This is a genomic window from Sphingomonas azotifigens NBRC 15497 (genome assembly GCF_002091475.1).
In the GTDB taxonomy this organism is placed as follows: Bacteria; Pseudomonadota; Alphaproteobacteria; order Sphingomonadales; family Sphingomonadaceae; genus Sphingomonas; species Sphingomonas azotifigens.
Window position 1 is genome coordinate 1 of record NZ_BCTR01000030.1, and the last position, 19,976, is coordinate 19,976.

Annotated in this window: 23 protein-coding genes; 9 read left to right on the forward strand and 14 right to left on the reverse strand. The window is 68.8% G+C overall.

Annotation, left to right across the window (positions count from 1 at the left end; all coding sequences use genetic code 11):
• Nucleotides 1-55: 55 nt before the first annotated feature.
• The 11 genes from SAZ01S_RS12000 to SAZ01S_RS12050 all read right to left on the reverse strand — a co-directional run bounded on the left by SAZ01S_RS12000 (nt 56) and on the right by SAZ01S_RS12050 (nt 12,726).
• Complete coding sequence (locus tag SAZ01S_RS12000; RefSeq protein ID WP_174596111.1) at nt 56-1,060, reverse strand: GNAT family N-acetyltransferase; 1,005 nt, start codon at nt 1,058-1,060, stop codon at nt 56-58.
• Nucleotides 1,057-2,010, reverse strand: a complete 954-nt coding sequence (locus tag SAZ01S_RS12005) for a polysaccharide deacetylase family protein (RefSeq protein WP_084582510.1) — start codon at nt 2,008-2,010, stop codon at nt 1,057-1,059. Before SAZ01S_RS12005 ends, SAZ01S_RS12000 begins: the two co-directional genes overlap by 4 nt.
• An 82-nt stretch (nt 2,011-2,092) precedes the next feature.
• Nucleotides 2,093-4,888 (reverse strand): DUF3857 domain-containing protein, encoded by a 2,796-nt coding sequence (locus tag SAZ01S_RS12010; protein ID WP_084582511.1) that lies wholly within the window; start codon nt 4,886-4,888, stop codon nt 2,093-2,095.
• Nucleotides 4,889-5,063: 175 nt separating this feature from the next.
• On the reverse strand, nt 5,064-7,862 hold the full coding sequence (locus SAZ01S_RS12015) for a DUF3857 domain-containing protein (RefSeq protein WP_245824797.1): 2,799 nt from the start codon (nt 7,860-7,862) through the stop codon (nt 5,064-5,066).
• Nucleotides 7,863-7,967: 105 nt separating this feature from the next.
• Nucleotides 7,968-9,890, reverse strand: a complete 1,923-nt coding sequence (gene uvrC / locus SAZ01S_RS12020) for an excinuclease ABC subunit UvrC (RefSeq protein WP_084582513.1) — start codon at nt 9,888-9,890, stop codon at nt 7,968-7,970.
• A gap of 181 nt (nt 9,891-10,071) precedes the next feature.
• On the reverse strand, nt 10,072-10,275 hold the full coding sequence (locus SAZ01S_RS12025; RefSeq protein ID WP_084582514.1) for a hypothetical protein: 204 nt from the start codon (nt 10,273-10,275) through the stop codon (nt 10,072-10,074).
• Between the two features lie 36 nt (nt 10,276-10,311).
• Nucleotides 10,312-10,866: a F0F1 ATP synthase subunit B family protein gene (locus SAZ01S_RS12030; RefSeq protein WP_084582515.1), complete on the reverse strand. Its 555-nt coding sequence runs from the start codon at nt 10,864-10,866 to the stop codon at nt 10,312-10,314.
• Complete coding sequence (locus tag SAZ01S_RS12035; protein ID WP_084582516.1) at nt 10,859-11,353, reverse strand: F0F1 ATP synthase subunit B family protein; 495 nt, start codon at nt 11,351-11,353, stop codon at nt 10,859-10,861. Before SAZ01S_RS12035 ends, SAZ01S_RS12030 begins: the two co-directional genes overlap by 8 nt.
• Nucleotides 11,354-11,374: 21 nt before the next feature.
• On the reverse strand, nt 11,375-11,587 hold the full coding sequence (locus tag SAZ01S_RS12040) for a F0F1 ATP synthase subunit C (RefSeq protein ID WP_010544368.1): 213 nt from the start codon (nt 11,585-11,587) through the stop codon (nt 11,375-11,377).
• Between the two features lie 66 nt (nt 11,588-11,653).
• On the reverse strand, nt 11,654-12,436 hold the full coding sequence (locus tag SAZ01S_RS12045; RefSeq protein WP_084582517.1) for a F0F1 ATP synthase subunit A: 783 nt from the start codon (nt 12,434-12,436) through the stop codon (nt 11,654-11,656).
• Nucleotides 12,433-12,726, reverse strand: coding sequence for an AtpZ/AtpI family protein (locus tag SAZ01S_RS12050; RefSeq protein WP_439951223.1), 294 nt, complete (start codon nt 12,724-12,726; stop codon nt 12,433-12,435). The genes SAZ01S_RS12045 and SAZ01S_RS12050 overlap by 4 nt, the downstream gene beginning before the upstream one ends.
• A gap of 277 nt (nt 12,727-13,003) precedes the next feature.
• Here SAZ01S_RS12050 and radC point away from each other — a divergent pair, with 277 nt between their 5' ends.
• Nucleotides 13,004-13,687 (forward strand): RadC family protein, encoded by a 684-nt coding sequence (gene radC / locus SAZ01S_RS12055; protein WP_084582519.1) that lies wholly within the window; start codon nt 13,004-13,006, stop codon nt 13,685-13,687.
• A gap of 249 nt (nt 13,688-13,936) precedes the next feature.
• Here radC and SAZ01S_RS12060 read toward each other — a convergent pair whose 3' ends face one another.
• Nucleotides 13,937-14,428 carry an SspB family protein gene (locus SAZ01S_RS12060; RefSeq protein ID WP_084582520.1) on the reverse strand — a complete coding sequence of 164 codons (492 nt, stop codon included), beginning with the start codon at nt 14,426-14,428 and terminating at the stop codon, nt 13,937-13,939.
• A 71-nt stretch (nt 14,429-14,499) separates the two neighbouring features.
• Between SAZ01S_RS12060 and hisB the strand changes: the two genes are divergently transcribed.
• From hisB to hisF, 5 genes are all read left to right on the forward strand, one after another.
• Nucleotides 14,500-15,087 carry an imidazoleglycerol-phosphate dehydratase HisB gene (gene hisB, locus SAZ01S_RS12065; RefSeq protein ID WP_084582521.1) on the forward strand — a complete coding sequence of 196 codons (588 nt, stop codon included), beginning with the start codon at nt 14,500-14,502 and terminating at the stop codon, nt 15,085-15,087.
• Nucleotides 15,087-15,371: a YciI family protein gene (locus SAZ01S_RS12070; protein WP_084582522.1), complete on the forward strand. Its 285-nt coding sequence runs from the start codon at nt 15,087-15,089 to the stop codon at nt 15,369-15,371. The genes hisB and SAZ01S_RS12070 overlap by 1 nt, the downstream gene beginning before the upstream one ends.
• Entirely contained in the window at nt 15,368-15,970 is a 603-nt protein-coding gene (hisH, locus tag SAZ01S_RS12075) for an imidazole glycerol phosphate synthase subunit HisH (protein ID WP_084582523.1), read from the forward strand. The genes SAZ01S_RS12070 and hisH overlap by 4 nt, the downstream gene beginning before the upstream one ends.
• 153 nt (nt 15,971-16,123) lie before the next feature.
• Nucleotides 16,124-16,852 carry a 1-(5-phosphoribosyl)-5-[(5-phosphoribosylamino)methylideneamino]imidazole-4-carboxamide isomerase gene (hisA, locus tag SAZ01S_RS12080; protein WP_084582545.1) on the forward strand — a complete coding sequence of 243 codons (729 nt, stop codon included), beginning with the start codon at nt 16,124-16,126 and terminating at the stop codon, nt 16,850-16,852.
• Nucleotides 16,849-17,649 carry an imidazole glycerol phosphate synthase subunit HisF gene (gene hisF, locus SAZ01S_RS12085; RefSeq protein WP_084582524.1) on the forward strand — a complete coding sequence of 267 codons (801 nt, stop codon included), beginning with the start codon at nt 16,849-16,851 and terminating at the stop codon, nt 17,647-17,649. The genes hisA and hisF overlap by 4 nt, the downstream gene beginning before the upstream one ends.
• On the opposite strand, the gene SAZ01S_RS12090 is transcribed toward hisF, so the two are convergent.
• A complete protein-coding gene (locus tag SAZ01S_RS12090; RefSeq protein WP_218018070.1) occupies nt 17,646-18,044 on the reverse strand; it encodes a hypothetical protein in 399 nt (132 codons plus the stop codon). The two genes, hisF and SAZ01S_RS12090, sit on opposite strands and share 4 nt — an antisense overlap.
• Before the next feature lie 123 nt (nt 18,045-18,167).
• Between SAZ01S_RS12090 and SAZ01S_RS12095 the strand changes: the two genes are divergently transcribed.
• Complete coding sequence (locus tag SAZ01S_RS12095) at nt 18,168-18,431, forward strand: hypothetical protein (RefSeq protein WP_084582525.1); 264 nt, start codon at nt 18,168-18,170, stop codon at nt 18,429-18,431.
• A gap of 29 nt (nt 18,432-18,460) precedes the next feature.
• Here the strand turns inward: SAZ01S_RS12095 and SAZ01S_RS12100 are convergent, their stop codons facing one another.
• Entirely contained in the window at nt 18,461-18,862 is a 402-nt protein-coding gene (locus tag SAZ01S_RS12100; RefSeq protein WP_084582547.1) for a YbaN family protein, read from the reverse strand.
• 109 nt (nt 18,863-18,971) lie between these two features.
• On the opposite strand from SAZ01S_RS12100, the gene SAZ01S_RS12105 reads away from it, so the two are divergent.
• Nucleotides 18,972-19,289, forward strand: a complete 318-nt coding sequence (locus SAZ01S_RS12105; RefSeq protein ID WP_084582526.1) for a phosphoribosyl-ATP diphosphatase — start codon at nt 18,972-18,974, stop codon at nt 19,287-19,289.
• A 201-nt stretch (nt 19,290-19,490) separates the two neighbouring features.
• Nucleotides 19,491-19,868, forward strand: a complete 378-nt coding sequence (locus SAZ01S_RS12110; RefSeq protein WP_084582527.1) for an HIT domain-containing protein — start codon at nt 19,491-19,493, stop codon at nt 19,866-19,868.
• The last annotated feature ends 108 nt before the right edge of the window (nt 19,869-19,976 follow it).

The following is a 19,976-nucleotide window of genomic DNA, read 5'->3' on the forward strand; positions in this document are numbered from 1 at the left end:
GGGGGGGGGGGAGGATGCCAGAACCTCTCGGGCCGGCGTGCTTCCTCCCCCTCCGTCAGGCCTTCGGCCTGCCACCTCCCCCTGGCGGGGGAGAATACGGCTTTCGGCCGCCCTCCGATTGAGCCCCCTTCCCGCTTGAGCTCCCCTTCCTCTGCGAAAGAGGGAGTTGCAGGATCCGCCCGCGCCGCAGCCGCCTGGCGACCCGCTCCGCGCCCAACCCTCGCACCACGCGCTTGGCCAGCGCCACGCCGCCGTCGAACCCCGCGAGCGCGGCGATCAGCAGCCGATTGGCCAGCGTCGGCCGCAACAGCAGCAGGTCGACGCAGGCGACGCCGCCGCTCGCCATCTGCCGCTTATGCTGCCCCTCGCCTTCGGTGAAGTCGAACCAGGCGAAGCGCGCTTCCGCGAACAGGTCGCGCAGCGCTTCGAGCTGGAGCACGGCGCCGGGCGACACGGGGGCGAATGCCGGATCGTGCCCGACATGGGCGTAGATCAGCGTGTCCCCGACCGCCGGGCAGCAGAGATAAGCCACGGGCTGCTCCTCCACCAGCAGCAGCCAGGCCCGCACCGCATCCGCCGCCGCCAGCCGCTGCAGTCCCGCCGGATCCTCGGGCAAGCCAGCGCCTAGCAACCGCTCCTGATACGTCCGCGCCGACAGCGCCCGGGCAAGCGGATAGAAGGCCTCCATCTCCGCCGGGGTCCGGTATCGCCGCACCTCGCCGCCGATCCGCTTCGCCTTGCGCCGCAGCCCTTGCCGCGTGTTGGCCGAGAGCCCGGCGAACCACGCCTCGAACCCGATCGACAGATCGACATGGAAGCGCGTGTAGCGTTGCCGCACCAGCCCCAGCATGCCGCCCCCGAGCAAGGGACCGCACGCGGCTTCCGGCAGCGAGGTCACGAGATAGCCCTGCGCCTCGGCGGGCAGCGGCGGTAGCGCCGGGCACGCTCCCGCCCGCGCCTCGGCCAGGGTCAGCGGCACCCGCACCAGCCGCCGCTCCACCGACACGATCGTCCGCGCGCCGACCATGAAGCGCAGCGGCACCGGCCGCGCCAGGCTCACCCCGCCCGCTCCTCGACCAGGTTCGACCAGAGCTGCTCGGCCTGCCGCAGCCGGGTGCGCAATGTGCTGGGGCCGAGCGGCGCATCGTCCTGGTGCAGCGGCAGCAGCGGCCGGTCGGCGAAATGGGCGGTCGGCAGCACCTCGCGCCGCGCCGCGAGCATGCGGCACAGCGCCTCGAAGCGGCGGACATGGATGGCGTTCGCCCGCGTGCCGGCGCGGTTCGCCAGTTCGAAGCCGTGGCTGATGATCGTCACCGCCGCATGGCGATGGCGCACCGCGTGGCGCAGCGCCGCCTGCATCTCGCGCACCGACAGCGCGCAGATCTGGAAGTGCCGCAGCTGAGGGCCGGCATCGATCAGCGTCACCGGCACCTCGATCAGTCCCTGGTGCAGCACCGGCGCGATCTGGCGCGGCGACAGGCCGATCGCGCTCGGCCAAGGATGATCGGAGCCGTTGTGGCTCGAATCATAGACGAAGCCCTCTGCCGCCAGCGCCGCCAGCGTCGTGTCGTTCGCGGCATAGCTGCCGCCGCGAAACGCGATCGGCGGGGCCGCGCCCGCCTCGATCAGCAGCGCGCGTGCCCGCCGGATCAGCGCGTGCTGCTCCTCGGCGTCGTAATCGACCAGATCGAACCGCGCCGGCATGCGCGCGCGATCGGTGGCGCTGGCGCCGGTCCAGTTCGGGTGGAGGTGCAGCTGCACTTCCTGCCCCGCGGCGCGGATCGCGCGCACCACCTCGGCGATCGGCGCGATGCCGTGGACCAGCGCCGGCATTGGATCGACGAAGAAACAGGCCTTCAGCCCGAACGCCGCCAGCCGCTCCAGTTGCCAGCCCACTCCCACCCCGGCGGGCTCGAACGAGCGCGCCACGATCTCCGACAGATCGAGACCGGCGACGTGGTGGCGCCACATCAGCTCGGTATCGATGGTCAGGAATACAGTGGTGGGCATGCCGGGGCGTCTCGCTGTCGCCCCGGAAACAGGGGACCGTCGCGCACCGGCCTAGCCCAGCCGGGGTGAAGAAATGGCAAAGCTAGGGCTTGATGCCGTAGCGGGCGTAATTGGCATCCACCTGCGGATCGAGCAGCCGGGCATCGGCGAGATCGGCGCCTGCCTCGCGCTTCTTGCCCTGCCGCGCTTCCACCACCCCGCGCAGGAACAAGGTGCCCGACGCGGTGGGCCGCTGCTCGAGCGCGGCGTTGAGGTCCGCCATCGCCTCGTCGAGGCGGTTCTGGCGGAAATAGACCAGGGCACGGCTGTCGAGCGCGGTCGCGGCGATCTGGTCGCTCAGCTCGATCGCGCGGGTGCAATCCTTCAGCGCCGCCTCCAGCTGCAGGTTCAGCGTGCCCTGCAGCCAGCAGCGATTGTTGAGCAGCCGGCCATTGCCGGGCTTGTCCGCGATGGCGCGGTCGATCGTGGCCAGGGCGCCGTCCTTGTCGCCGGCGCGCGCCAGCGCAGTCGCCTTGGCAGAAAGCATGTCGGGCAGATTCTCGCCGCCCTCGGCGATCCGCGGGTCGAGCAGCGCGAGCGCCTCGTCCTTGCGACCGTCTTCGGCGAGCAGCATCGTCAGCCGGGCGAGCACGGGCGTGTTGCCCGGCGCGGCGGCCTGCGCGGCCTGCAGGTCCTGGATCGCGCCGGCGCGGTCGCCCAGCGCCTCCCGCACCGCGGCGCGGCGGAACAGCGTGTCCGGCTTGGCATCGAGCGCGATCGCCTTGTCGAAATCGGCAAGCGCCTTTTGCCGCTCGAAGATCAGCGTCAGGAAATAGCCGCGCGCGACATAGCGGGCGGCCTCTTCGGGCCGCTCGGCGATGAAGCTCGCATAGCGCGCCAGCACCTCGTCATAACGATGCGCGCGCTTGGTCGCGTCCACGCCGTGCCAGGGCGCGGGATAGCGCGGCGCGGTGCGCACGCTGATCCGGCGGTTACGGAACTCGGCGAGCGCCATCCGCGCCGCCGGCAGATCGGCCGCCGCGATCTCGCCGCCGGTCTGCGCCTGTTCGGTATCGAGCGTCAGCAGGTCGCCGGCGAGGCTCGCCTTGCCGCTCAGCCGGCGCCCGCCCGGCAGCGGCTGGTCGAACGCCGTCGCGCCGTCCAGCGCCATGTCCTTGCCGCCCTCGGGCAGCCGCAGCCGGATCGTGGTGCGGGTGCGCGACGGCTCGCCGGTATCGACCGGCACGTCCTTCCAGATCGCCCGCGAACGATCGGGCAGGTCCGGCAGATGGCCGATCGGCAGCTGGGTGCGATAGCGCAGATCGCCATAGCCCCAGCGCTGCGTCGCAATGCCGCGCAGCGTGATCGTCGCGGTGCCGACGCTGTCGTCGAAGCGTACGTTCGCGTCGGTCAGCATCGTCTCGGCCATGCCGCCGGGCAAAAAGCGTTGCAGCAGGATGCGTTGGTCCTGCTTGGGCAGCATGCCGAGCAGCGAGCGCATCGCCACCGCGGTGCCGCCGCGCAGCGTCACCTCGGCATCGAACGGCGCCGGAATGTTGATGCCGCCGCGCAGATCCTGGTCGAGCGTGGCGATGGTGTTGAACCGCGCCGGCGCCCGGTCCGGCACCGCGAGCAGGCTCGCCCCCTCGGCGCGCAGCGGCAGCACCCAGTGGAACGGCAGCACGTCGCCCAGATCCTCCAGCCGGGTGCCGGTAGCGGTACCGTCCAGCCACAGCGTCTCGTCGCCCAGCTTGGCGAGCACGAAGATATGGTTGAACGCCGCCGCCGAGGGCAGCCGCGCCGAGACCAGATCCCCTGCCCCGAGATTGGCCAGCGCCGGCTCGGCGCTGATCCCCAATGCGTGGAGCAGCGCCAGCAGCAGCAGCGTCTTGGCCTTGCAGTCGCCATAGCCGAGCGCGAGCGTCTGCGCCGGCGCCTGCGGCACCAGATTGCCGTTCTCCATGCCGCGATAGAGATAGCGCACCTTGCCCTGCACCAGCGCCAGCGCGGCGGCGACGCGGCGGCGCGGATCCTTCTCCGCCGCCGCGATCTTGGCCACCTCGGCGGCGAGCGGGCTGCCGGCCGGGATCAGCCCCTCGGTGCGGTAGAGCGGCGCGAACACGCGCGACACGCTCGCCCAGTCGGCGAAGGTGGAGGCCTCGACAAAGGGCGGCCGCGCGAACCGGCCCGGCGCGCCGGGCGCGGCATCGGGCTGGCGCGGCAAGGGCTGCGCGAACACCAGCTCGTGCCAGCCGCCGCTGTCCGCCTCCTTGGGCACCGCACCGACCGGATAGGCCTTCCAGCCCACCTTGGCGCTGCTCGGCCACAGGAAGCGGGTGCGTGCGAAGCCGATCTTGATCGGCTCGGAGAGGATCGGGCCGCCGGCGCTGCTGTTGCCCGCCAGCGCCGGATCCTTGTTGGTGAGCGAATAGCGCAGGTCGAGCACGTCGCCCGGCCGCAGCCCCTCCACCGCCAGCGTCGCGGTGAGCTGGCCGTCGAGCATCATCTTTTCCAGCCCGGCCTCGCGCTGGATCACGGTGAAGGCATGCCCCTTCAGCGCATCGATCCGCTGGCCGTCGCGCAGGATGTCGACGCCGTGGACGATCAGGTCGCCATGCGCCGGCTGCCAGTCGATCTTGATCGTGCCGGCCTGCGATACCGACTGGATCGTCGCCAGCCGCGTCGCGCGTTCGACATAGGTCCAGCTGCCGCCGTCCCCCAGCCGCGCCTGCACGTCGCTGACCAGCATCAGCGGCGAGTCGTCGGTCAGCGCACGGGTATCGGGCACCGGTGCCAGCTTCACCCAATCGGGCACCGGCTGGACCAGCGGCTTGTCCCCGGCATGCGCCACGGCGGCAACGGTGGAGAGCAACAATCCCATGAACGCCACACGCGACATCGGCAATCCTCGCCTAAAGTTCCGGAGCCCCGCGACTCCGCCCGCCCACAGATGGCACGGGCCGGTGTTTGAACAAAGCCCGTGCCAGCATCTTCATTTCGTTTTCATTTTTTGTCACGCTGCGCATCGCACCGGGACGAGACTTTCGCCGCCCCGGCCGGCACGGCGCCTATTCTCACGGCTTGATGCCGTAGCGGCCGAAACGCTCGTCGATCCGCGGCTCGATCATCCGGGCCGCCGCGAGATAGGCATCGGCGTCCTTGGCCTTGGTCCGCCGGCCGATCACGCCGCGCATGTACAGGCTCGCCGCCTGTTCGGGGCTGTCGAGCAGCGCCGCGTCGAGATCGGTCAGCGCCGCATCCAGCCGCCCCATCCGGAAATAGACCATGGCCCGGCTGTCGAGCACCGCGGCCGAGCTGCGGCTGAGCTCTACGCCGCTGGTGCAATCCTTCAGGGCCTGGTCGATCGCCAGATTGTGCGTGGCGCGGATCCAGCAGCGGCTGTTGAGCAGCGCGGCATTGCCCGGCGCGGCGGCGATCGCCTCGTCCAGCACTGCCACGGCGGCGCTCACCTGCCCGCCTTCGGCGAGCAGGTCGGCCAGCGTGGTCTGCCAGCCGAGCTTCTTCTCGCCGCCCTGGTCGATGCGTGCCTGGATCAGGCCGCGTGCCTCGTCCATCTTGCCCTGGTCGCGCGTCAGCGTCGCGAGGAAGCCGGTGGCATCGTCCGATTCGGGCTCCAGCTCCAGCGCCGCCTGCACATCGGCCAGCGCCTTGTCGTCCTGCCGCAGCGCGTAATAGGCGCGGGCGCGGCGCATCAGCGTATCGGCGGTCGGCGCCAGCTCGATCGCCTTGCTGAGATCAGCGATCGCCCCCTGCCGATCGTACAGGGTCTCGTAGAACCAGGCGCGGTTGGTATAGCCGTCGGCGTCGTCGGGCTTGACGGCGATGGCCTTGGCATAGGCGTCGAAGATCGGCTTGAGCCGCGGGTTCGATCGCGCCGCGGCAAGCGCGACCCAGCGCGCCGGACGGTCCGCCGGGGCGACCAGCCGCAGCGGATTGGCCTTCACCCGCGCCACCTCCGCGCGTGCCGCCGGGATCTGTGCGGCCGGCACCTCCTGCAGCCCCGTGGTCGTCCGATCCTGCAACGACAGCCAGCCGTCCCCCAGCGTCACCTTGCGGGAAAGCTGCATGCCCGCCAGCGTCGCCGGCAGCGTCTGCTGCCCCTCCAGCGTATAGCCGTTGCCGCCATCGGCCAGCTGCCAGCGGCGCTCCACCCACACGTCGCTCACCTGCCCGTTGACCGCCGGGATCGTCCGCCAGGCAGGCCGCGCGCGGTTGGGCGCGAAGGTCAGCCCCTGGGCGGTGGTGTCCAGCGTCTGGCGCAGGCGGCCGCGATCATAGTTCCAGTCCTGATAGGCGACGCCCGCCGCGGTCAGCGTCACCGTCCCGCCGGCCGCGTCGTCCTCCATCTTCTGGTCGTAGGTGCTGTGCGTGCCGAGCACCGCCGAGATCTGCGGATCGAGGAACTCGGCGAGCTTGTCCTTGTCGATCTGCGAGCGGGCGCCGCGCAGCGCCTCGGCCATCGCGCCGCTATAGACGATACGGATGGTGTAGAGCTGCGGGAACTCGACGCCGGCGGTGGCATCGAGCGTCACCGACACCTGCTGCGCCGGCCGCGCCGGCGGGCGCATCGGCATCGCCTCCAGCCCGGCGCCCCCCGCGCGGATCGGCAACGCGGTGCGGAACGGCGGCACGTCGTCCAGATCCTCGACGCGCGAGCCGCCCTGGGTGCCGTCCAGCCACAACGTCTTGCCGGCCACCGTCGCGCGGACGATGACATGGTCGAACGCGCCCGGCGACGGCAGCCGCGATTCGACGAGGTCGCCCAAGCCGCTGCTCACCAGCGCCGGCTCCGCCTCGATGCCCAGCGCGCGGAGCAGCGACACCAGCAGCAGCGTCTTGGCCTTGCAGTCGCCATAGCGCAGGTTCCAGGTGTCTGCCGGCGCCTGGGGACGGTAATTGCCGTTGTCCATGCCGCGGAACAGGTAGCGGACCTGATCCTGCACCAGCCGCAGCGCCATCGCTGTGCGCGTGCGGGGATCGTTGCTCGCCGCGGCGATCCGGGCGACCTCGGCAGCGAGCGGGCTGCCCGCGGGGATCGCGCCCTCGCTGCGATAGAAGGGCGCCATCGCCCGCGAGAGCGCCGCCCAGTCGGCATAGCTGCTCAGCTCCAGCATCGGCAGCGGCTTGTACCGCGCCGGCGCGTCGTCGGGCAGTTCGGCCGGCTTGGGCGTGGGCAGCGGCAGGGTGAGCTCACGGTAGCCGCCGGCGATCAGCTTGGGCTCGGGCCCCTTCCGATCGGCCGATCCGAACACGCCGCCCGAATAGTCGCGCCACGCCAGCGGCACGCCGTCCTTCCACAGCAGCCGCACGCGCCCGAAGCCGAGCTTGGTCGGCGCCGGCACCATCGGCACCACGCTCATCACGTCCTTGCCGAGCACCGGATCCTTGCGGGTGATGGAGAAGGCAATGTCGACCACATCGCCGACGCGCAGCCCCTCCAGCGCCATCGTCGCGGTGAGCATGCCGTCGAGCGCGAACTGCTCCAGTTTCTGCTCGCGCTGGATCACGTTGAAGCGCGCGCCCTTGGCGAGCAGGTCGACCCGCTCGCCGGCCCGCAGGATCTGCACCTTGTGGACGACCAGATCGCCCTTGGCGGGATCCCATTGCAGCGGCAGCGTGCCGCTCTGGGTGAGCATCTGCGGCGAGGCGATGCGGATCGCGCTCTCGAAATAGACCGAGACCTGGCCGTCCTCCAGCCGCTGCTGCTGGTCGAAGATCTGCAGCACCGGCGCGGCATCGTCGAGCTTGGTCACATCGACGGCCGGCGCCGCCAGGACCCAGCCGGGTGCCGGCTGATACAGCGGCTTGTCCCCGGCATGCGCAACCCCGGCCGTGGACAACAACACGGCCACCAACACTCGACGCCCCCGCATGCAACTCCCCTTCCGATCGCGCCGGGAGAGTAGCGCATGGGGCGGCGCGCTCAAGTGCCCTTCGCGCGCGACGAAGCGTTTATGTCACCGGCTGTGGTAGAAGTCGTAGACCTGCTGGGCGACGGCCGCCGAGACGCCCGGCGCCTTCTGCAGATCCTCCAGGCTGGCATTGCGCACCGCGCGCGCGGTGCCGAAGTGCATCAGCAGCGCCTTCTTCCGCGCCGGGCCGATGCCGGGCACCTCGTCGAGCGGGCTGGCGCCGATCGCCTTGGCGCGCTTGTCGCGGTGCGCGCCGATGACGAAGCGGTGGACCTCGTCGCGCAGCCGCTGGAGGTAGAAGAGCAACGGCGCGTTGACCGGCAGCATCCGCTCGCTGCCGTCCATCAGGTGGAACACTTCCCGGCCATCCCTGCCATGATGCGGCCCCTTGGCGACGCCGACCATGCACACGTCCTCGATTCCCATTTCCTCCAGCACCGCCTTGGCGGCGTTGAGCTGGCCCTTGCCGCCGTCGAGCAGCACCAGATCCGGCCAGTCGCCCTGGCTGCGGTCCGGATCCTCATCCTGCGCGCGAGCAAAGCGGCGGCTGAGCACCTCGCGCATCATCCCGTAATCGTCGCCGGCGATCGTCTCGGGGCGCTTGATGTTGAACTTGCGATACTGACTCTTGCGGAAGCCCTCGGGCCCCGCGACGATCATCGCGCCCACCGCATTGGTGCCCTGGATGTGGCTGTTGTCGTAGACCTCGATGCGGTTCGGCGGCTCGGGCAGGTCGAACAGGTCGGCCATTTCGCGCAGCAGCTTCGCCTGCGTCGTGCTTTCGGCGAGGCGGCGGTCGAGCGCTTCCTCGGCATTGCGCTTGGCCTGGTCGAGCAGGCGGCGGCGGGTACCGCGCTGGGGGACGGACAGCGCCACCTTGTGCCCGGCGCGCTCGCTCATCGCCTCCGCCAGCAGCTCGGCCTCGGGCAGCTCGCGATCGACGAACACGTTCCGCGCGGGCGGCACTTCCTCGTAGAACTGCATCAGAAAGGCGGCGAGCACCTCGTCCTCGGGCACGTCCTGGGTGTGGCTGGGAAAGAAGCTGCGATGGCCCCAATTCTGGCCGCCACGGATGAAGAAGGCCTCGATGCCAATCACGCCCGACTTGCACGCCTGCGCGAAGATGTCGGCATCGCCCACGCCCTCGGCGTTTATCGCCTGGCTGCCCTGGATGAAGGTGAGCGCCTTCAGCCGGTCGCGCAGGATCGCGGCCAGCTCGAAATCCAAATTCTCGGCCGCGGCCTGCATCTGCTCGCCAAGCTTGGCCTGGACCTTGGTCGAACGGCCCTGGAGAAAGTCGCGCGCGTCGTTGACCAGTTCGGCATAGCCATCCTTGTCGATCCGGCCGACGCAGGGCGCCGAGCAGCGGCGGATCTGGTAGAGCAGGCACGGCCGGTCGCGGCTGGCGAAGAAGCCGTCGGTGCAGCTGCGCAGCAGGAACAGCTTCTGCAGCGCGTTGAGCGTCTTGCGGACCTGCCCGGCGCCCGCGAACGGCCCGAAATAATCGCCCTTGGCGCGCCGCGCCCCGCGATGGAGCTGGACGCGGGCGAAGTCGTGGTCCTGGCGCAGCAGGATGAACGGGAACGACTTGTCGTCGCGCAGCAGCACATTGTAGGGCGGCCGGTAGCGCTTGATCAGCTGCGCCTCGAGCAGCAGCGCCTCGGCCTCGTTGTTGGTGGTGACGATCGTCATCGAGCGGGTCTGCGCGACCATGCGCTGGAGCCGCTTCGAGAGGCGGGCGACCTGGGTATAGTTGGTCACCCGGTTCTTCAGCGCGCGCGCCTTGCCGACGTACAGCACGTCGCCGCGGGCATCCTGCATCCGGTAGACGCCGGGACGGATCGGCAATGTCTGCAGCACGTTGCGGATGGCTGCTACGCCGGCTTCGAGGTCCGGCGCGTCGGCGCCACGGACCGCGAAGGTGGCCTTTTCCTCGTTGAATCGCTCGGGGGAATTGGGGTCGTTCATTGCCGCCGATGTAGGGGTGTGAAGGGAAGGATGCCACCCAATCTCCCCTCCCGCTTGCGGGAGGGGTTGGGGGAGGGACTGGCGTGGCGGTTTTATCTGAGACGCCACGGCAAGCGGCCGCGTCATCCCCTCCCCTAGCCCCTCCCGCAAGCGGGAGGGGAACGCCAATGGGGACGGCAGCCTACTTCGCCCCCGCCTCGTTCTCCAGCTGATCCACCTGCGCCTCGATCCGCCGCATCGTCTCGTCCGCGCGGACCTTCACGTCGGTCGCACGCGCATGATCGGTCGCCGCGTGGCGCACTGCCACCACCGCCACAAACGCAGCGAGCGCCAGTGCCACCAGGGCACCGGCGCTCAGCCAGCGATAGGATTTTCGTTCCGCCATCCCCGCCCCATAGCATGGGCGGCGTGGCAGGCCAGCTCAGTTGAGCCGGCCCAGCCCGGCAATGGTCTTGTCGACCAGCGCCTTGTCGGCCTCTGCGCCGTGCTTCTCCGCGATCACCGCGGCAGCGGCGGTCGTGGCGGCATCGGCTGCCTTGGCGCGGATCGCCTGGATCGCGGTGCGCTCGGCGGCCGCAATCTTGTCTTCCGCCATGCGGGTGCGGCGGGCGATCAGCTCGGCCGCGTCGGCCTCGGCCTTGGCCTGCATCGCGGCAGCCTCGGCCTGGGCGTTGGCGACCACCGCCTTGGCATCCGCATCGGCGGACGCGGTGCGGGCCTTCGCCTCGGCGAGCATCGCCTCGGCTTCGCTCCGCAGCTTCGACGCTTCGTCGAGCTGGGTGCGGATCTTGGAAATCTGCTTGTCGAGCATGGCGCCGATCATGCCCGGCACCTTGTTGACCAGGATGATCAGCACGACGACGAGCATCGAAATCGCCACGAAGCCCGGCGCAGTGATCACGCCGAACACCGCCGGCTCGTGATGGAGTTCCACGGTACCGACCTCGGCGTTCAGGGAATGAGCTTGTTCAGCCATGGGCGAGCGCCGCCTTTACCTTCTGTTCGACGCTGGCGCGATCGACTGCGACACCCGACACGCGGGCGACGATTGCCTCGACGGCCTCGACGGTCGCCGCCTCGATCTCGCCGATCGCCGCCTGCTCGCGCTCGGCGATGCTGCGGGTCGCGTCGGCAAGCCGTGCTTCATCGGCCGCGGTGGCAGCCTTTAGCTTGGCTTCGGCGGCGGTCGCCGCCTGCGCCTTGGCGCTGGCGGTCACCCGCAGCGCCTCGGCACGGGCAGCGTCCAGCCCCGCCTGATAGGCCTCGTCCGCGGCCTTGGCGGCGTCGCGCGCCGCCTCGGCTGCTGCGAGGTCGCCGCTGATGCGGGCGGCGCGATCTTCCATCGTCCGCTCGATCTTCGGCACCATCGCCTTGCCGATCCCGAAGTAGATCAGGGCAAATACGATCGCGAGCCAGAAGACCTGCGAGGCGTAGATCTCCGGGATCTGATCTAACTGCGGCATCGGCCGAGGCCTCCGTTCTGCTTACTTGACGACGAAGAGGATCAGGATCGCGACGACGAACGCGATCAGGCCCAGCAGTTCCGACGCGGCGAAACCGATGAACAGGCGACCCTGCTGGCCGTCAGCGGCACCCGGGTTGCGCAGCGCGCCTTCGAGGAACGAACCGAACACGTTGCCCACGCCGAGCGCGGCGAGGCCGATACCGATCGCAGCCAGGCCGGCACCGATGTACATTGCACCCAGATCAGTCATTTCTAGCTCCCTAGATAATCTTAAAAAATCAGAACGAAACGGATCGACTTAGTGCAGGTGCACCGCGTCGTGGAGATACAGCGAGGTCAGCAGCGCGAACACATAGGCCTGGATCGCGCAGACGAGCAGCTCGAGCGCGCTGACGCCGACGATCATCGCGAAGCTCAGCACGCCGACCACGCCACCCAGCGGCGTGCCGCTGCTCAGGCCCTGAACGACGAAGCTGCCGAACACCTCGAGCAGGATGTGCCCCGCGGTCATCGCGACGAACAGTCGCAGACCCAGCGAGAACGGGCGCACCAGGAACGAGATCAGTTCGACGGGCACGATCACCGGCATCAGCCACACCGGCGCGCCGTGCGGCACGAACAGCGAGAAGAACTTCACGCCATGCTTGATCAGGCCGACCGCGAGGACGATGCCGAACGAGAAGAAGGCGAGCACCGCGGTGACGGTGATGTGGCTGGTGACCGCGAAGGTGTGCAGCCCCGGCAGCACCGCCAGCGGCAGCACGCCGACCAGGTTGGCGAACAGGATGAAGAAGAACAGCGAGAAGATGTACGGCGCGAACTTCTTGCCGCCCTTGCCGATGTTCACATTCACCATCGAGTCGATGAACCCGACCGCGCCTTCCACCATCAGCTGCCACTTGCCCGGGATCAGCTTGCGCTGCATGCCGCCCACCATGAAGATGAACAGCAGCGCGGCGACCACGAACATGAACAGCGCCGAGTTGGTGAAGGAGATGTCATAGCCGAACAGGTCGATATGCCGGCCCAGAATGGGCTCGACCTTGAACTGCTCCATCGGATCGATTTTGCCGGCGCTCACTCTGCGCGCTCCTTCGAAATCTTGTAGATGTTGCGAAACGCCACGACCACGCTGAGTGCCAGCACGATCAGGAATGCCCAAGGGGTCGTTCCCAGCCAGCGGTCCAGCGCGAAACCGATCACCCCGCCGCCCAGCGGTGCGCCGATCAGTTCGGCGAGCACCCGCGAGCCCTGCTTATAGCCCTTTTCGGGCTTGCGCACCGGCGTCTGACCCTCGCGCACCGCCGCCTTCGCATCGGCGATGCGACGGTCGAGGTCGGAACGGATAGGGTCGTCAGACAAAGCGAGCACGGCGATCCAGATATGAAAAAGCCGCCGCGCATCGGGCGGGCGACATACAGCATCGCAAGCCGATGGCCGCGACGTACGGGCGCTTTAGGAAGACCAATCGACCGAGTCAACCGTTGCAGCATCCTGCGCTTCATTGCCGGATTGTGCCCGGCCCGCTTCTTCGCATCCGCGGAATTCCGCCATTTACGTCCATGGCGTCGCAGCACTGCGCCACGGCGAGCGCCTATAGGCAGCGCCCGATTGCGGCGGAGGCCCTGCCCCTGCATAGTCCTGGGCGATGTCCGTCGACACCCCCGATAACAGCGGCCACCGCGCGCGGCTGCGGCAACGCCTGTTCGAGGGCGGGCCGGAGGCACTGCTCGATCACGAACTCATCGAGTATCTGCTGGCGCTGACCATCCCGCGCAGGGACACCAAGCCGCTCGCCAAGACATTGCTGAAGGAATTTGACGGCCTGGCCGGCCTGCTCGCCGCCGATCCCGAGGCGATGCTGCGGGTCGAAGGAATCAAGGAGACTCAGATTGCCGCGCTCAAGGCCGTGCACGCGGCGGCCCTACGGCTGCTCCAGGCGCGGATCCGCGAGAAGCCGGTGCTCGCCAATTGGCAGGCGCTGCTCGACTATCTGCGCGCCGACATGGCCCCGCACGCCATCGAACGGGTGCGCGTGCTCCACCTCAACACGCGCAACATGCTGATCCGCGACGAGCTGATGAACGAAGGGTCGATCGACGAGGCGCCGCTCTATGTGCGCCAGGTCATCGCCCGCGCGCTCCACCTGGGCTCGGCAGCGCTGATTCTGGTCCACAACCACCCCTCGGGCGATCCCAGCCCGAGCCGCGCCGACATCGACGTGACGCGCCGGATCGCCGATGCAGGCAAGCCGCTCGGCATCGCGGTGCACGATCACATCATCATCGGCAGCGAAGGCCATGTAAGCCTGCGGGGGAAGGGACTGCTGTAGGAGCTGGGGAGGCAGCCCACCCGCCGCGCCACGGCAGGGCGATCGCATATGGATGAGGTCGCACTCGCCACAAATTACGCCGTCATTCCCGCGAAGGCGGGAATCCATTTGCCAGGACGCCCGCGGAAAGAACCGAAACTTCAGCGCCAATGGATCCCCGCCTTCGCGGGGATGACGGCACGGGATTGCCGTCTGCGACTGCCCTCCCCCTGGCGGGGGAGGAAACGCTCTTTGATTGCGGCCTTTGGCTTACTTCTTCCGCTTGAAATCCACCGACACGACGTTCGAGCCGTCCTCGGCGGGCTTGGCCGCCGGTGCGCCGTCATTCTCGGCATCGTCATGCTCGTGCGGCTCGGGCCCCTCGGGACCATCGGTCGCCTGGAAGCGCAGCTCGAAATTCACCGCCGGATCGTGGAAGCCGGTGATCGCCGCGAACGGGATCGTCAGGATCGACGGGATCTGGTTGAAGCTGAGCCCCACCGAGAATTTCCGGTCGTCCACCGTCAGGTCCCAGAAGCGGTGCTGCAGGACGATGGTCATCTCGTCCGGGAACCGCTCCATCAGCCGCTGCGGGATGTCGACCCCCGGCGCCTGCGTCTTGAACGTGATGTAGAAATGATGCGCGCCCGGCAGTCCGCCGGTCTGCGCCACCGATCCAAGAACGCGGCCGACGACGGCGCGCAGCGCCTCCTGCACGATCTCGTCATACGGAATCAAACTATCGGGCACGGTGCCGGTCATGCCCCTTGGGTAGCGGCTGAAAAATTGGGGTCAAGATTGCATGAAGCGCCATGCGCGTTATGTGCACCTCCATGCGCACCGCGACGATCAGCCGGAAGACCAGCGAAACCTCGATCGACGTCACCGTCAACCTCGACGGCACCGGCGTCTATACCATCCATACGGGCATCGGATTCTTCGATCACATGCTCGAGCAGCTGAGCCGGCACTCGCTGATCGACATGGACATCAAGACCGTGGGCGACCTCCATATCGACCAGCACCATACGGTGGAGGATACCGGGCTCGCGATCGGCGAGGCCATTGCGAAAGCGCTGGGCGACAAGAAGGGCATCCGCCGCTACGCCGACGCGCTGTCGCCGATGGACGAGACGCTGACCCGCGTCGCCGTGGACATTTCCGGCCGCCCCTATCTCGTGTGGAAAACCGCATTCTCGCAGAAGAAGCTCGGCGAGATGGATACCGAGATGTTCGAGCACTGGTTCCACAGCTTCGCCCAGACCGCAGGGCTGACGCTGCACGTCGAGACGCTCTACGGCAGCAACAACCACCATATCGCCGAAGCCGCGTTCAAGGGCCTGGCCCGCGCGCTGCGCGAGGCGGTGGAGATCGATCCGCGCAAGGCGGATGCCATCCCCTCGACCAAGGGAGTGCTGTGATGATCCTCGTGCTGCTGACCTACAAGGTGGACATTTCCGAGATCGACGCGTTGCGCCCCGCGCATGTCGACTGGCTCAAGCAGGGCGTGGCAGACGGCCGCCTGCTGGTGGCCGGCCGCAAGGTGCCGGTGACCGGCGGCTTCTTCATGGCGCGTGGGTCGCTCGACGACGTGCAGGCCTGGGCCGCCACCGATCCGTTCGCCACGGCGGGCGCGGCCGACTATGCCTTCATCGAAGTCGCCCCGAGCATCCTCGCACCGGGGCTGGAAGCGCTCGGCCAGTGAGCGTCGCGCTGATCGATTACGGCGCGGGCAACCTCCACTCGGTGCACAATGCGCTGAAGGCGGCGGGCGCGACAGACATCGCGGTGACGGCGGACCCGGCGGTAGTGCTGGCCGCCGACCGCGTGGTGCTGCCCGGCGTCGGCGCGTTCGGCGCCTGCGCGTCGGGCCTGCGCGCGCTGCCCGGCATGATCGAGGCGCTGGAGACTCGCGTGCTGCGCGACGCGGTGCCGTTCCTCGGCGTGTGCGTCGGCATGCAATTGCTCGCGACGACCGGCGAGGAACTCGGCAGCCATGCCGGGCTCGGCTGGATCCCCGGCACCGTCCGCCAGCTCCCCGCCGGCCCCGAGCTGCGCGTGCCGCACATGGGCTGGAACGATGTGGTGCCGACGGTCGACCACCCGCTGATCGAGCGCGGCGAGGCCTATTTCCTCCACAGCTTCGCATTCGACGGCGACGCGGTGCTCGCCACCACCGAGCATGGCGGCCCGGTGACCGCCGCGATCGGCCGGGACAATATCGTCGGCCTGCAATTCCACCCCGAAAAGAGCCAGCGCTACGGCATCGCGCTGCTCGAACGGTTCCTGGCGTGGAAGCCGTGAGCGCACGCTTCCGACTTTCGCTCCCCTCCCGCTCGCGGGAGGGGTCGGGGGAGGGACTGACGTGGTAGAAACGCCGCGAGGTTCCATCCCCTCCCCTAGCCCCTCCCGCAAGCGGGAGGGGAACGCGTACGGCACGCCGACATGGACGAAGCAATGACCCTGCACATCTTCCCCGCCATCGATCTCAAGGCCGGCCAGGTCGTTCGCCTGGCCGAAGGCGACATGGCGCGCGCCACTGTGTATGGCGACGATCCCGCCGCCCAGGCCGCGCTGTTCGCTGAGGCCGGCGCCGAATGGCTGCACGTCGTCGACCTCGACGGCGCGTTCGCGGGCGAATCGGTCAACGGCCTCGCGGTCGCCAACATCCTGGCGAAGACGCCTGCCAAGGTGCAGCTCGGCGGCGGCATCCGGAACCACGAATCGATCCGGCGCTGGCTCGACATGGGCGTCACCCGCGTCGTGATCGGCACCGCCGCGCTGGAGAACCCGGAGCTGGTCCGCGAGGCCGCCCGCGCGCATCCCGGCCAGATCGTCGTCGCCGTCGACGCCCGCGACGGCATGGTCGCGACGCATGGCTGGGCCGATGTGTCGGACGTGAGCGTGGTCGATCTCGCCCGCCGCTTCGAGGATGCCGGCGTCGCCGCTTTGCTCTTCACCGATGTCGGCCGCGACGGCCTGCTCAAGGGGTGCAATGTCGAGGCGACCGTGGCGCTCGCCCGCGCTGTCTCGATCCCGGTGATCGCCAGCGGCGGCGTCACCGACATCCACGACATCCATGCGCTCCGCCAGCACGTAGAGGACGGCATCGAAGGCGTGATCTCCGGCCGCGCGCTCTATGACGGCCGGCTCGACCTCGCCGAGGCGATCGAGGCCGGGCGATGACCGTCCGCGCCCGCGTCATCCCCTGCCTCGACGTGGCGAACGGCCGCGTCGTCAAGGGCGTCAACTTCGTTGAGCTGCGCGACGCCGGCGATCCGGTCGAGCAGGCCCGCGCCTATGACGCGGCGGGTGCCGACGAGCTCTGCTTCCTCGACATCACCGCCAGCCACGAGGCGCGCGGCACGATCCTCGACGTGGTGCGCCGCACCGCCGAGGTGTGCTTCATGCCGCTCACCGTCGGCGGCGGCGTGCGCAGCGTCGAGGATGCCCGCGCGCTGCTGCTGGCGGGCGCGGACAAGGTCGCGGTGAACAGCGCGGCGGTGTCGCGGCCGGAAGTGGTGGCGGAAATCGCCGACCGCATGGGCAGCCAGTGCGTCGTCGCCTCGGTCGACGCGCGGCGCACGGGCGACGGCCGCTGGGAGGTGTTCACCCATGGCGGCCGTCGCGCCACGGGCATCGACGCGATGGAGCACGCGCTGCGCCTCGCCGAGCTGGGCGCGGGCGAGTTGCTCGTCACCTCGATGGACCGCGACGGCACCCGCGACGGCTATGACCTCGATCTGATCCGCACCATCGCCGACCAGGTGACGGTGCCGGTAGTCGCCTCGGGCGGCGTCGGCGGGCTGGACGATCTGGTCGCGGGTATCCGCGACGGCCATGCCTCGGCGGTGCTGGCGGCGTCGATCTTCCACTTCGGCCAGGCGACGATTGCCGAGGCGCATGCCGCGCTGGCGGCGGCGGGGATTCCGGTGAGGGGTAGGTGGTGCTTGGGTCTGCTCTCGGCCAAGTCCCGACCCTAAGCGGCTCGCTCGACAACCGAAAACGAGGGCAAGCCACCACTTAATACATCCATGCAACCCCATCCCGTGACGAATTGGTAGTGAACTACAGGGCCGAAGACTTCCTTCCACATTTCCGACTGAAAGCGGCTAAAGCGTGCGCCCTCCAGGCGGTATGCAAAGTGGTTAGGGACCAAACCTTCATTGGGGGTGTCTTCCTCCTCCGTGCTAATCGCCATCTCGTCCGACAATCTGACGATGCATTGGCGATCGAAGCTTATGCGCAGGACATGCGCTGGATCATCTGGCAGCTTGAAGTCCGCCACAATTCCATTTGTCTTCCATTCGAACGCAATAAGATCGCTGGCTACCGCGCGTAGAGGAACGCCCGTCTCGATTGGGATGTAGGTTGGCATAACACCATCTTGACCCGCTATGCGGACGTCCGCAATCCACCCACAATCAGAGATTCACAGCGCTCGCTCTCCAGCACCGCATAAAGCCGTGACTGCCACATACGTCGCCGGTATCGGCAGCGCATGGCGAAGAAGAAGCGCTACCTGACCGCGACCATGGCCGACGGCTGGGTGAAGACGATCGGCCCCACCGCCGCGCCGTTAACGCATTTCTGGCGGATCGTGGCGGTGCTGGAGAACGGCAAGACCGAGGTCTTCTGGGGGCACAGCAAGTCGCCGAAGGAAGCCGCCGGCAAGAAGACGGCGCTGGCCGAGGCCGCCAGGCAACGCGGCTGGTCGTCCTACGCGTTCGAGGTTGTCGAGCTTACCGAAGGCAAGCCGTCCTGATATCGGCAGCGCAGGCGCCCGGCACCGCGCTACACCGCCGTCGGCCGGCTCAGCACATACCTGGCGCACCCCAGCATCGCCGCCGCGACCCCGACCGCCAGCCAAGGCCCCGGTCGCGCGCCCCAGGCGAACAGGCCGTAGCCGAGCGCCATGCCGGCACAGGCCATCGCCTTGCCCTTGCGCGGGATCGCGCCCTGTTCGCGCCACGCCACCAGCGTGGGCCCGAATCGCGGATGGTCGAGCAGCCACGCCTCAAGCCGCGGCGAGGAGCGGGCGAAGCAGCCGGCGGCGAGGATCAGGAAGATCGTCGTCGGCATCAGCGGCAGCAGCGCGCCGATAAAGCCAAGGCCGACGAACACGAAGCCCAGCACCAGCCACAAGGGCCGCGAGAGCCGCCCCTGCCCTGCCCCCGATTCGCGTTCCTGCACCATCGTCATCCTGCCCTGCTGCCGCGAATCGCTCGCAGCGACCATAGGGGAAGCCCCGCAATCCCGCGCCCTAAGGATTGACAGCGCCGCACGCCTCCCGCAGCCGGAGACCATGGCCGACCTTCTCGACACGCTCGAACAGACCATCCGCGACCGCCGCCTGGGCGACCCTGCCACCAGCTATGTCGCCAAGCTCACCGCCCGCGGCCGCGCCAAGATCGCGCAGAAGCTGGGCGAGGAAGCCACCGAAGCGGTGATCGCCGCGATCCAGGACGATCGCGACGAGCTGGTGAAGGAATCGGCGGACCTGCTCTTCCACCTGCTCGTGCTGCTCGCCGATATGGGCCTGAGCCTCGACGACGTCCGCGCCGAGCTGGCGCGGCGCGAGGGCGTGTCCGGGATTGCCGAAAAGGCGGCGCGGGGGGCGTGAGGTTGCGCCCCTCAAATTCCTCCCCGGCACGGGGAGGGGGACCATGTGCGCAGCACATGGTGGAGGGGCCGCCGCGGCACGCGGCGGTATTCCCGCGCGCTCAGCCCGTTCCGCGCCTTGCGGCGCGGCCCCTCCACCACGCGGCTGCGCCGCGCGGTCCCCCTCCCCGTACCGGGGAGGATCTAAGTCACGGAGCCCGTCATGCCGATTGACCCTACCCTGCCCTATGACGACCAGAACGTCTTCGCGAAGATCCTGCGCGGCGAGATCCCGGCGAAGAAGGTCTATGAGGACGACTATGCCGTCGCCTTCCACGACATCGCGCCCCAGGCGCCCCACCACATCCTGGTGATCCCGACCGGCGCCTATGTCAGCTGGGACGATTTTTCCGGCAATGCCTCGGACGCGGAAATTGCCGGCTTCGTTCGCGCGGTGGGTGCCGTCGCCCGCGCGGCCGGGGTGGTGGAGCCGGGTTATCGCCTGCTCGCCAATATTGGCGTGGATGCCGGGCAAGAGGTGCCGCACCTCCATGTCCATATCTTCGCCGGTCGCCCGCTAGGACCCATGCTCGCTCGTTGAAGACCGCGTGCCGCGCAATATTGTTTCGCCTTGGCACGCGGTAAGGGATTGCACGGAGCGCGTTTGCGACTAGGCTCGCGCCTTTACCAATTTGGGAGGCGGCGCGAC

What these genes read in the sequence shown, in the direction of transcription:
- SAZ01S_RS12005 (WP_084582510.1), bottom strand. Translation starts at nt 2,010, where the DNA reads ATGCCCACCACTGTATTCCTGACCATCGATACCGAGCTGATGTGGCGC.
- SAZ01S_RS12100 (WP_084582547.1), bottom strand. Translation starts at nt 18,862, where the DNA reads ATGGTGCAGGAACGCGAATCGGGGGCAGGGCAGGGGCGGCTCTCGCGG.
- SAZ01S_RS12035 (WP_084582516.1), bottom strand. Translation starts at nt 11,353, where the DNA reads ATGCCGCAGTTAGATCAGATCCCGGAGATCTACGCCTCGCAGGTCTTC.
- SAZ01S_RS12070 (WP_084582522.1), top strand. Translation starts at nt 15,087, where the DNA reads ATGATCCTCGTGCTGCTGACCTACAAGGTGGACATTTCCGAGATCGAC.
- SAZ01S_RS12095 (WP_084582525.1), top strand. Translation starts at nt 18,168, where the DNA reads ATGGCGAAGAAGAAGCGCTACCTGACCGCGACCATGGCCGACGGCTGG.
- SAZ01S_RS12030 (WP_084582515.1), bottom strand. Translation starts at nt 10,866, where the DNA reads ATGGCTGAACAAGCTCATTCCCTGAACGCCGAGGTCGGTACCGTGGAA.
- hisA (WP_084582545.1), top strand. Translation starts at nt 16,124, where the DNA reads ATGACCCTGCACATCTTCCCCGCCATCGATCTCAAGGCCGGCCAGGTC.
- SAZ01S_RS12110 (WP_084582527.1), top strand. Translation starts at nt 19,491, where the DNA reads ATGCCGATTGACCCTACCCTGCCCTATGACGACCAGAACGTCTTCGCG.
- SAZ01S_RS12040 (WP_010544368.1), bottom strand. Translation starts at nt 11,587, where the DNA reads ATGTACATCGGTGCCGGCCTGGCTGCGATCGGTATCGGCCTCGCCGCG.
- uvrC (WP_084582513.1), bottom strand. Translation starts at nt 9,890, where the DNA reads ATGAACGACCCCAATTCCCCCGAGCGATTCAACGAGGAAAAGGCCACC.
- hisB (WP_084582521.1), top strand. Translation starts at nt 14,500, where the DNA reads ATGCGCACCGCGACGATCAGCCGGAAGACCAGCGAAACCTCGATCGAC.
- SAZ01S_RS12105 (WP_084582526.1), top strand. Translation starts at nt 18,972, where the DNA reads ATGGCCGACCTTCTCGACACGCTCGAACAGACCATCCGCGACCGCCGC.
- SAZ01S_RS12060 (WP_084582520.1), bottom strand. Translation starts at nt 14,428, where the DNA reads ATGACCGGCACCGTGCCCGATAGTTTGATTCCGTATGACGAGATCGTG.
- SAZ01S_RS12090 (WP_218018070.1), bottom strand. Translation starts at nt 18,044, where the DNA reads ATGCCAACCTACATCCCAATCGAGACGGGCGTTCCTCTACGCGCGGTA.
- radC (WP_084582519.1), top strand. Translation starts at nt 13,004, where the DNA reads ATGTCCGTCGACACCCCCGATAACAGCGGCCACCGCGCGCGGCTGCGG.
- SAZ01S_RS12010 (WP_084582511.1), bottom strand. Translation starts at nt 4,888, where the DNA reads ATGTCGCGTGTGGCGTTCATGGGATTGTTGCTCTCCACCGTTGCCGCC.
- SAZ01S_RS12025 (WP_084582514.1), bottom strand. Translation starts at nt 10,275, where the DNA reads ATGGCGGAACGAAAATCCTATCGCTGGCTGAGCGCCGGTGCCCTGGTG.
- hisF (WP_084582524.1), top strand. Translation starts at nt 16,849, where the DNA reads ATGACCGTCCGCGCCCGCGTCATCCCCTGCCTCGACGTGGCGAACGGC.